The organism is Mycobacterium sp. (assembly GCF_050701675.1).
Classification (GTDB): Bacteria; Actinomycetota; Actinomycetes; order Mycobacteriales; family Mycobacteriaceae; genus Mycobacterium.
In genome coordinates this window covers 1-10,545 of record NZ_JBOGDD010000908.1, presented here as the reverse complement: position 1 = coordinate 10,545, position 10,545 = coordinate 1, and the positions used below count along the sequence as shown (strand labels likewise).

Here is a 10,545-nt window from a genome sequence, read left to right as displayed (position 1 = left end):
CCCAAGGTATCGTCGACGCCGTCATCCACGTGGGTCGCGCGAGCGACCAAGACGACCTGTTCCAGTACACGATCTCAAGTGACCGCGAGTCTCTTACTGCCCGCCGCAAGTCCCAGTACTACCCAACGACCTTGAGGGACGTCTTGGAGACCGCGCGCCTCAGTGGTCAGCGCCATGCGCTCGTCGGGGTGCCGTGCTTCATCAAGGCAGCGCGCCTGCTGTGTCGCGAGGACCCGACCCTGGAAGCGGCCATCCCCTTCTTCGTAGGTTTGGTTTGCGGTCACATGAAGACCCGATTCTTCGCTGAATCCCTGGCCTGGCAGATGGGTATCGCGCCAACGGAGCTGGCGGCAGTTGACTTCCGCATCAAGAACCCGGCGCGTAAGTCGAGCGATTACGACTTCGGCGCGAAGAGGCGTGGCGAGCAGGAGTACGTCCAGCGACGAACACAAACGCTGATCGGCGGCAACTGGGGTCACGGGGCATTCCAACCCGAAGCCTGCAATTTCTGCGATGACGTCTTCGCCGAGACTGCCGACGTCGTGTTCGGGGATGCCTGGCTACCACGCTTCAAGGACGATTGGCGAGGCACGAACGTCGTCGTCAGTCGGAACGAGGAGATCGACCGGATCCTGCAGGGTGGGGCCGCATCTGGCGCCATCGAGTTGGAGTCGATCGGCGTCGACGAGGCGGCACAGTCACAGGCTGGCGGATTCCGGCACCGTCGCGACGGACTGGCGGTTCGACTCGCCGATGACCTGAGCGCCGGACTGAGCGTGCCCAAGAAGCGAGTTCGTCCGGACCCCAATAGATCTGGCGGTGGCCGGCGGGCTCTCATCCACCAGCGGCGAGCAATGTCAGAGCTGAGTCTGGAGTCCTTCGCCGAAGCACGCGCCGGCCAGGACCTTGACACCTATCTTCGGCCAATGAGGGCTGCCATTGCGCGATACCGGCGACTTGAGGTGAGCGCACTAGCGAGGACCGTCAGCGGCGTGGTCCGCCGGGTATCGCGGCATCTGTTTCGGCTCCGCAGGTTTCGCTCATCGCTTTGACAACCCCAGTCGTACCTGACGGGTACTACGTCACGTCTCCGTAGTCGACGGCGGTGTGTCCCACCGGCGCGACTGATACCAACTCGTCGGCGTCGGCGTCGTCCTGCTCGGGCCGCGCGTCCGACTGCTTGGTGGGAGGCCGAGACGGCCACCAGTTCGCCTTGCCGACGAGGACGGCCATGGCGGGCACCGTGATGGTCCGCACGACGAAGGTGTCCAGTAGCAACCCCACGCCGATGATGAAGCCGACCTGCACGATGTTGCTGATGCTGCTTGCCGTCAACCCGAACATCGACGCCGCGAAGATCAGACCTGCGGAGGTGATCACCCCGCCCGTCGAGCCGACGGTTCGAATCACCCCCGACCGAATTCCACGGCCCACCGACTCCTCGCGGATTCGCGAGATGAGGAGCAGGTTGTAGTCAGCGCCGACCGCCACCAGCACCAGGAACGCCATACCTGGCACGTTCCACGAAAGCTGTTGTCCCAGAATGAACTGGAAGAAGACCACCCCGATCCCGACGGCGGAGACGTACGAGAGGATCACGGAGAGCACGAGGTAGATCGGTGCTATCAGTGAGCGCAGCAGCATCACCAGGATGAGGAATACGACGATCAGCGTGACGATGATGATCCACTCGACGTCGGAGTTGTAGTAGTTGCGAATATCCTTCTGCGCCACGGAGAATCCCACCATCGACACGTCGGCGTCGGCCAAGGTCGTGTTGGGCTGCGCACTTTGGGCGGTCTTGATGATCTGCTGGACCTGATCCATCGCAGCGGTGCTGAACGGGTCGAGCCCGGTCTGCACGAGATACCGCGCGGTGTGACCGTCCGCGGAGATGAAGAGTGTTGCCGCCTTCTTGAATTCCGCTTGGGTGAGGATCTCCGTCGGGATGTAGAACCCGGACATCGGTGGATCCGCCGCATCACGCTTCATCGCCAGCAAGAACGCCGAAGCCTGATCAAGGCCGTCGCCGATCTGCCGGGTCTTGTCGACGAGAGTCTGAACCCCCATGGCGAGTTGTTGACTGGCATCCGCGAGTTGGTTAGCGCCTTGCTGGACGCCGAGGAGTTGCCTCTGAATGCTGGCTGGATCGGTGACACCCAGCTTGCGGGCCGATGCTAGTGCGTCGTCGAGAGGCTTGCCGAGTGCCAGAAGCACTTGGTCCAGCGACTGGCCGTCCTGTGTCAACTTGAGTTGATTGCCGAGATTCGAGAGCTTGCCGAGGCTTCCGTCCTGGTAGGCGGTGACGACACGTTGCAGGTCTGAGCGCGACTGGACGCATGCCGGATCGAAGTTGCACAGCGGACTGGCATTGAGAGCGGTGACGATCGGATCAGCCCACGAGTAGACGCCGCTGATCCGTGCGATGTTGTCGTCGAGTTGGGCGCCGAGCACCTGCATGTTGGCCACCAGGCTCGACGTGCTGTCGATCTTCTTCAGCGGCGTGTCGCCGCCGAACTTCGTTGCCATGTCCGAGAGTGCGGTCACCAGACCGCGAATCGAACCGATCGAGTTGACGACTTGGCCTCGGACGCCGCCGAGCACGTCGGCGAGTTGGTGAGCTCCGCCGCTCAGCCGGGAGAGGTCGGAGTTTCCGGCCGTGATCTGGGTCGACCCATCGAGCAGCTTGTCGCCGACCTGGCCCACCTGGTAGCTGGTCATGGCCTGCTCGAGGACCTTGCCACTCGGCCTGGTGATACCGCGCACCAGAGCGATGCCGGTCAACGAACTCACCCTGTGCGCCAACTGCTCCAGATCGGCAAGCGACCTGGGGCTACGCAGGTCCGTGTTGGGAGCATTGACGAGGAGGAACTGCTGCAGCGTGCCCGCAACCGGGAAATGGGCGTCCATGGCGGTGTACCCGAGATTGCTCGGTGCATCGGCTGGCAGCGTCTTGCGGTCGTCATAGTTGAACTTGACCAGCGTCACCGTCGCCGCCAGCGAGATGAGGATGACGAGGCTGACCGCCAGGTGAATCTTGGGCTTACGGGCAATCTGGACGCCCGACCGCCGCCAGAACCGACCGGTCATGTCCTTGCGCGGTTTCACCCAGCCTCGGCGCCCGGCGAGCACGATCAACGCAGGCAGCATCGTCACCGCCGCCATGAAGCCGATCGCGATGGTGACCGTCAGGGCGGGACCGACGGTCAGGAAGATGCCGAGGGTGGTGAAGGCCAGGCCGAAGAACGTGATGGCCACCGTTGCGGCGGACCCCATCACCACGCCACCGATCGAGCTGAGCGCGGCCACCAGCGCGTCGTCGGACGTCATGCCCGTCCGCACGCACTCGTGGTATCGGCTGAAGAGGAACACGGCGTAGTCGGTCCCAGCGCCGAGCATCATTCCCGTCATCAGGACGAGCGTCTGGGGTCCAAGGGGCAGGCCGACCAGGCCTAGCCCGGCGACTACCTGTTGCGCGACGACGAGGGAGACGCCGATCGTGGCCAGTGGGAGGAACATCGCCACCACGTTGCGATAGACCACCGCCAAGATCACCAGGACCATCAACACGGTCGCGATCTCGATGATGTGCTGATCCTCGGCGCCGATCGCGGTGAGGTCCTCCAGCGTCGCGGCGGGTCCGATGACGCTGGCGGTCAGCGTCGTGTCGGCCGTCGTCGCCTTGACGATCTTGACCACCGCCCGGTACGCCCGCTGCCCGTCGCCGGTACCCATCGTGCCCACCAGATTGACCGGGAGTTGCCAGGCCTTGTTGTCGGTGCTTTGGAGCCCCTGCTTGAGTTCGGGGATGTGCACGAAGTCCTGGGTGGACAGCACGTGGGCGGTGTCCGTGCGCAGCTTGTCCACCAGCGTTCGATACGTGTCCTCGTCGGCGGACGACAGTCCGTTCTCGTCGCTCAGGATGACGACGGCGAGGTTGCCCGAGCTGGCCTCGTGGAACGAATCCTTCATCTGGCTGGTCGAGACGAGGACGGGCGCGTCGGTGGGCAGGAAGGGTGGTGGCTTCTTCAACGCCACGACGGGCAGCGGCGGTATCGCCAGGAACAGGGTTAGCGCGAGCGCGAGCCAAGCCACGATCACCAAGACGGGATGGCGGACGATGAATCTGCCCAAGCCGGCGAAACCCGCTCTCGCAAGCAGTTTCTTGAGGGTGCTCGCCATGTCGATCACCGCGCGGCCATGACGCCGGCCTTCTCCTCGAGGAGGTCTGCGGCGGCCGAGACGCTTGCTTTGGGCTTGGTCAGCTGTGTGGCGACCTCGCGCGCACGAACGGCGACCTCCGGCGCGAGGACCTTCCGCAGCGCGGTCGCCAGCTTGTCCCGATTGGTGCTCGAGAAGCGCCTCGCGGTACCCACTTGGAGCCGTTTGACGTGAGTCGCCCAGACCGGCTGGTCGGCGCCCACCCACAGGATCAGGGTCGGCACCGCGGCGCGCACACCCGCAGCGGTGGTGCCTGCACCGCCGTGATGAACGACGGCACGGCACAGCGGAAAGGCCGCTGCATGGTTCACCGCACCGACGAGCTTCACGTGGTCACCGTAGGCCCCCTCGTCGTCGAGAGCCCAGACACCTGAGGAGATCAGCGCGCGCTCCCCCAGTTCGGCGCATACCCCGCTGATCTTCGCGACTGCTTCGGCGGGAGATTCGACGGGCATGCTGCCGAAGCCGAAGTAGATCGGCGGGGTGCCCGCGGCGATCCACGACGACACCTCGTCGTCGGTGGTCGTCGGCAGCTCCATCGTCAAGGCCCCGACGAAGGGCCTCTTGTCACCCCACTCCTTGGCCAGTCCCGGAAAGAACAGCTCGTCGTAGGCCTGGATCTCGAGCGCCCCGCCGTCCACGATGCGCCGCGCACACCTGGCCGTCGCCCTTGGCAGACCCAACGCGCGGCGCTGAGCGTCCTCCGCGTTCTTCATCATCCGCCAGTGCAGCCACTCGGCGGCCGTCCACACCGACCGGACCACCGCCGACGGGGCCGGGAACGCGACGATGTGGCTGTTGACCCGCGCCGGGAAGTAGTGCAGGGCAGCCAGCGGAATGCCCCGGCACTCGGCAACATTGGCGACGACCTCTTGGTACGTCGTACCGGTCAGTAGGATGTCGGCGTCCTCGGAGAGCGCCATCAGCGTCTCGCTCATCTCCGCCCAGCCCTCGGTGATGTAGTCCATGCCCTTGCGGACGAGCGTGACGGGATTCTGGACCTTCCAGAAGTCCCGGAAGAAGTCGGCATCGAGCTGCTTCTGCGAATCCGGTCCGTACGCGACGGCGCCCGGCACACCGGCGGACTCGACGAACCCGATCAGGTTGGGCGGAACCGCCATTCGCACGTCGTGGCCGCGGCGCAACAGTTCACGTCCCACCGCTGCGCAGGGCTCGACGTCACCTCGGGTGCCGTGTACGGCAAGGGCGATCTTCATCGGCCCCGATCAAGCCGTCTCACGCATGGGCGTCACGACGACCTCGCGGCCCTCGGCCACTCCGGCGTAGACCGCCTGCATCGCCTCGACGTACCGGGTGACGGAGTCCCGCGCGATCGGATTGTCCGGGAAGAACACCGTCAACGAGACCTCGTCGTGGACGCGCCCCACCCACATGCAGATGTGGGCCGGGCTCAACCCGTCGCAGTACGTGCGTGCATTGACACCGTCGAGGTGCCCCGCGACGACGGCGGACAGCGGTGGAAGCCCGGCATCGAGGTAGGCCAGCATGGGGAATCCTCGATGGGACCGATGCAGTCGCGGCACCAATTCCAGGACGCGATCGAAGGGGACCGTCGCCAGATCGGTGTTCCCGTCGAACGACTTCTGCGCTGCGCGGGCCGTCTGCGCAAACGAACCGCCCGTCACCGGGACCTCGACGGGAATCATCCCGGTGAACCACCCGTTGGTGACGTATTCCTCGGGTTGGGTGCGCAGATCCTTGGGTGTCATGCCGTAGTAGGTGTCCACGCCGGTCAGTCGATACTGCGCGACGGCCGCGGCGGCGAACACACCGCCGATGAACCGCGATCCCGCGGCGATGCAGGCCGATTCGAAGCGAGCGGTCTGTTCGCCGTTGAGCAGCTGGACCACCATGATGTCGCCACCGCACTGCGTCTCGGGGTCTCCCAGTGGCAGTGCGAACTCGGGCAGCGTGCCGTCGTTACTCCCCGCGAAGTCCACCCACCTGTGCACCTCTGGAGACTCCGCCGTGAGGGTGGATGTGCGCTGGTGCTGACGAACGCAGTAGTCGTCGTACCCGCTCGGTTGCGGAAGTACAGGCGGGGCACCACCTTCCCGCAACGTGTCGTAGGTCTGATGGACCTCGACGAAGAGCATCCCCATCAGCATCGGGTCGGTGTGTACGTGGTCGACGATCACGTAGACCGTGAAATGGTCGTCGTGCTGGATGATCCCGAAACTGAAGCAGTCCCACTCCCCGATCTTGGGCGTCGCCAGAATCAGTGCCTGGAACTGCTCCGCGGACATCTGACCGTGCCTCGTCGGGACGAACTTGACGTCGTTCGGATTCTGCATGGTGTGCCGGACGATGCGGCCGTCGTCCTTGTAGTCGAACCAGCTCCGGTAAGTGTCGTGGCGCCGCAGATGCGCGTTGATCACGTAGCTCATCGCGCGAAGGTCGCACTGCCCGGGTTCATCCCAGGAGACGGTCACCAGCCGCGAGTAGTCCAACCCTCGTTCGGCGAACTCGTGGAAGCCCCGAATGTGCTGCGCCTGCATGTAACTGGCAGGCACGGTGCTCACCGGTGCTTCCATCGCCCTGGCCCGCGAAACCTGAGATCCGTGCCAGGACACGACAGCGCCGGTGCCTGGATCCCATTCGTCGATCCGGACGATCTCCAAAACCCCTACCAGCACAGCTCACTCCTCCTCTTCGCTAGGAAACATCACCACAGCACCGAGCGGCCGGGGAGGCATCATGCCGCCTCCCCGACGGGGACCAACTTCTCACAGACCGAGTCGGCCAACCCGCGGATCGTGGTGATGTCCGTGGCGGTGATCCGCACCCCCGTCTCGGTCTCAACACGGGTCCGGAGCTCGAGGTTGCCGAGCGAGTCCAGCCCGTACTCCGACAACGGGCGGTCCGGATCCACCGAACGCCGCAGGATCAGGCTGATCTGGTCGGAGATGAGCCGACGGATCCTCGCCGGCCACTCCTCGTGCGGCAGCTCATCGAGTTCGAGGAGGAATTCGCTGGTGCCCGAACGGCCTTGGCCCATCGACTGGAACGCCTCGGCGAAGCGGCTGGTCTGCGCGAACGCCGTCAACCACGGCGTCCCCGCAATGGGTGCATAGCCGGTGTAGGCCCGGTTGAACCGTTGCAGCACGTCGAAGGCATGGGCGCCGTCGTCGGGCTTGATCGCCATCGAAGCGTCCTCGGCCATGCCCTGACCTCGCCCGATCTCGGCCCACGCACCCCACGCGATGGAACTGGCGGGCAATCCCTGCGCGCGCCGCCAGTGAGTGAACGCGTCCAGCCAGCTGTTGGCCGCGGCGTACGCACCCTGCCCTGGCGAACCCACCATCGCCGCCGCTGACGAGAACGAGCAGAACCAGTCCAGCGGTTGCGATTCGGATGCCTCGTGCAGGTACCACGCGCCGTACACCTTGGGCGCCCAGTCGCGTTCCACCAGCTCGTCGGTAATGTTGGCCAGAGTGGCGTCCTCCACCAACGCCGCCGCATGGAGCACGCCGCGTAGCGGCAGCCCCGTTGCGGTCGCGGCCACGACAAGACGGCTCGCCGTGTCACTCTCGGCGATGTCACCGAGCTCGACGTCGACCTCGGCGCCCAGTGCCCGAATGCGCTCGATGGCTTCCAGCGCTTCGGGTTTCGGGCCGGACCTGCCGTTGAGGATGATCCGCCCGCACCCGGACGACGCCATCTTCTCGGCGAGGAACAACCCAAGCCCGCCGAGCCCACCGGTGATGACGTAGGAACCGTCGCCCCGGAACGGATGGTTCTGCTCGGGCGGCAGGACGACGTCGTAGGAGCCCGTGTGCGGAACGTCGAGTACCAACTTGCCGGTGTGCTCGGCGGCCCCCATCACGCGGATGGCGGTCGCACCCTCGGCGAGCGGGTAGTGCGTGGTCTCCGGTACTGGCAGGATCCCGTCCGCGATCTGCTGGTAGATCGTGTTCAGGAGCCGCCGCAGCCTGGCCGGCTTGGTGATCGTCAGCAGTGCCAGGTCGACCGCGTAGAACGAGAGGTTGCGGCGGAACGGGAACAGGCCCATCTTGGTGTCGCCGTAGATGTCCCGTTTGCCGATCTCCACGAACCGGCCGCTGGGTGCCAGGATCTCCAACCCTGCGCGTTGGGCGGCGCCTGGCAGCGAGTTGAGCACGACGTCGACGCCATAGCCGTCGGTGTCCTTGCGGATCAGCTCGGCGAACTCCGTGCTACGCGAATCGTAGACATACTCGATTCCGATGGAGCGCAACGTCTCTCGCTTCTCCGGCGTGCCCGCCGTTGCGAAGATCTCGGCGCCTGCGGCCTTCGCGATGGCCACCGCGGCCTGACCGACACCACCGGTGGCGGAGTGGATGAGTACCTTGTCGCCCTCTTCGATCCTGGCGAGATCGTGAAGGCCATACCACGCGGTGGCGTGTGCGCTCGGCACGGCTGCCGCCTGACCCTCGGTGACCCCTTCGGGGATCTTGACCGCGAGGCCGGCGTCGCACGTGACGAACGTGCACCACGCACCACTGATGGAGATGCCCGCCACCCTGTCACCTATCCGGTGGTCGGTGACGCCATCGCCGACCGCAGTGACGACGCCTGCGAAGTCAGCGCCGAGCTGGGGCAGTCGTCCCTCGAAGCTCGGGTACCGACCGAACGCGATGAGCACGTCGGCGAAGTTCAGGTTGCACGCCGCGACTGACACCTCGATCTCGCCGGGACCGGGCGGAACCCGGTCGTAGGCAGCCAGTTCGGCCGACTGAAGGTCGCCGGGAGCGCGGACCTGCAGACGCATGCCGTCCTTGGCGGGGTCGACCACGGTGGACCGTCGCTCGTCCGGTTGCAGTGGAGTCAGGTTGAGGCGGGCGGTGTACCACTCGCCCCGTCGCCACGCCGTCTCATCCTCGTCGGAGCCGGAAAGCAGCTGTGCGGCTACCTGTTTCGTGTCGGTGCCGTCATCGATGTCGACGGTGGTGGCAGCCAGCCCCGGGTGTTCCATGCCGATGACGCGCATCAGACCCCGCAGTCCACCCTGCTCCAGATTCGCGACGTCATTCTCGACGACCGTCTGGGCGCCCCGCGTCACCAACAGCAGCCGCGGTGGTTCGCCTGGCACGTCGGGCAATTCGCGGACGATGCGAACCAGGTGACGGACCAGGTCCGCACCCTTGCGGGTGGTCTCCGCGTCGGCCGATCCAGCGGACGGCGGTGTCACGACGACAACGCCGCTGAACGGGCGCGCGGTGAGCTGAGTGCGCATCTGCTCCGCCAGCGCAACCTGGTCGGCACCCTGGGGCCAGACCATCGTGGCGATCTGGGCGTCGGCGAGCTTCATCGCCTCGGCGAGTTCGGTCGACAGCATGTCGGCCTCGTCGGTGGCGATCACCAGCCACTCGCCCGCGGCAGCGGTGTCCGCCTCGGGTGCGTCCTGCCGACGCCAGTCGATTGTCAGCAGCCGCTCGTTGAGGGTTCTTTCGCGCTGGCCCGACTCGGACACACCCGTGCCGAGGCGCAGGCCGGTCACCGTGAGCAGGACCGCGCCGTGTTCGTCGAGAACCTCGATGTCGACCTCGACCGCTCCGGCGTTGGCGCTGACCATCTGTACGTAGCAGTAGTGGGCGTTGCGTGTCGACGAGTGAGCGCGCAGGCGTCTCACCCCGAGCGGCAGCATCAGCGTGCCGGTGGTGTCGGCGTGCAGATCGGGATGCGCACCGACGGCCTGGAAGCAGACGTCGAGCAGCGCAGGGTGGATGCCGTAACCACCCTGCTGGGATCGGATCGAACCGGGCAACGCCACTGCGGCGAGCACGGTGCCACCCGGCCCCTCGGACGCGTGCGCGGTGGTCAGACCGCCGAAGGCGGGACCGTACTGGATGCCGCGAGCGTCGTACCAGTCACGCATCTCCGCCCCGTCCAACTCCACGGGGTGGGCCGCCCTCAACTCGGTGATGTCGTATGCCGCGGGCTCGTCCTCGTCGACTACGGCTTGCAGTACCGCCTTCGCCCTCCGGATCTCGGCGCCCTCCTGGTGGGTCATCACCTGGAAGTCGATGGCGCCCGCAGGCGTGATCGACGCGACTGCGGAGACCGGCGTCGTCTCCTCGAGGAGGAGCATGTCCTCGAAGACGATGTCACGGGCTTCCGATGCCTCGCCCACGACCGTGCGGGCCGCGGCCAGCGCCATCTCGCAGTACGCCGCTCCGGGTAGGGCAGCGATGTTGTGCACCTGGTGGTCGGCCAGCCACGGCTGGGCATCGGTGCCCACGTCGGACTGCCAGACGTGACGTTCGGGCTCTTCGGGCAGCTTGACGTGCGCGCCGAGCAGCGGATGCACGGCCAGCGTGGACG

The 10,545-nt window shown here is 66.0% G+C and carries 5 protein-coding genes; 1 reads left to right on the top strand and 4 read right to left on the bottom strand.

Features of this window, described 5'->3' with window-relative positions:
• On the top strand, positions 1-1,052 hold a 1,052-nt coding region (locus ACRDUX_RS27490; RefSeq protein WP_526418440.1), incomplete at its 5' end, for a Coenzyme F420 hydrogenase/dehydrogenase, beta subunit C-terminal domain.
• Between the two features lie 25 nt (positions 1,053-1,077).
• On the opposite strand, the gene ACRDUX_RS27485 is transcribed toward ACRDUX_RS27490, so the two are convergent.
• The 4 genes from ACRDUX_RS27485 to ACRDUX_RS27470 form a co-directional block, all read right to left on the bottom strand.
• A complete protein-coding gene (locus ACRDUX_RS27485; protein ID WP_526418438.1) occupies positions 1,078-4,182 on the bottom strand; it encodes an MMPL/RND family transporter in 3,105 nt (1,034 codons plus the stop codon).
• A 5-nt stretch (positions 4,183-4,187) separates the two neighbouring features.
• Positions 4,188-5,438, bottom strand: coding sequence for a glycosyltransferase (locus ACRDUX_RS27480; RefSeq protein WP_526418436.1), 1,251 nt, complete (start codon positions 5,436-5,438; stop codon positions 4,188-4,190).
• Positions 5,439-5,447: 9 nt separating this feature from the next.
• On the bottom strand, positions 5,448-6,878 hold the full coding sequence (locus tag ACRDUX_RS27475) for a condensation domain-containing protein (RefSeq protein WP_526418434.1): 1,431 nt from the start codon (positions 6,876-6,878) through the stop codon (positions 5,448-5,450).
• 59 nt (positions 6,879-6,937) lie between these two features.
• Positions 6,938-10,545, bottom strand: a 3,608-nt coding sequence (locus tag ACRDUX_RS27470; protein ID WP_526418432.1) for an SDR family NAD(P)-dependent oxidoreductase, incomplete at its 5' end; no start/stop codon positions are given.

Coding starts and splice junctions, on each gene's coding strand:
- ACRDUX_RS27485 (WP_526418438.1), bottom strand. CDS start 4,182: ATGGCGAGCACCCTCAAGAAACTGCTTGCGAGAGCGGGTTTCGCCGGC.
- ACRDUX_RS27480 (WP_526418436.1), bottom strand. CDS start 5,438: ATGAAGATCGCCCTTGCCGTACACGGCACCCGAGGTGACGTCGAGCCC.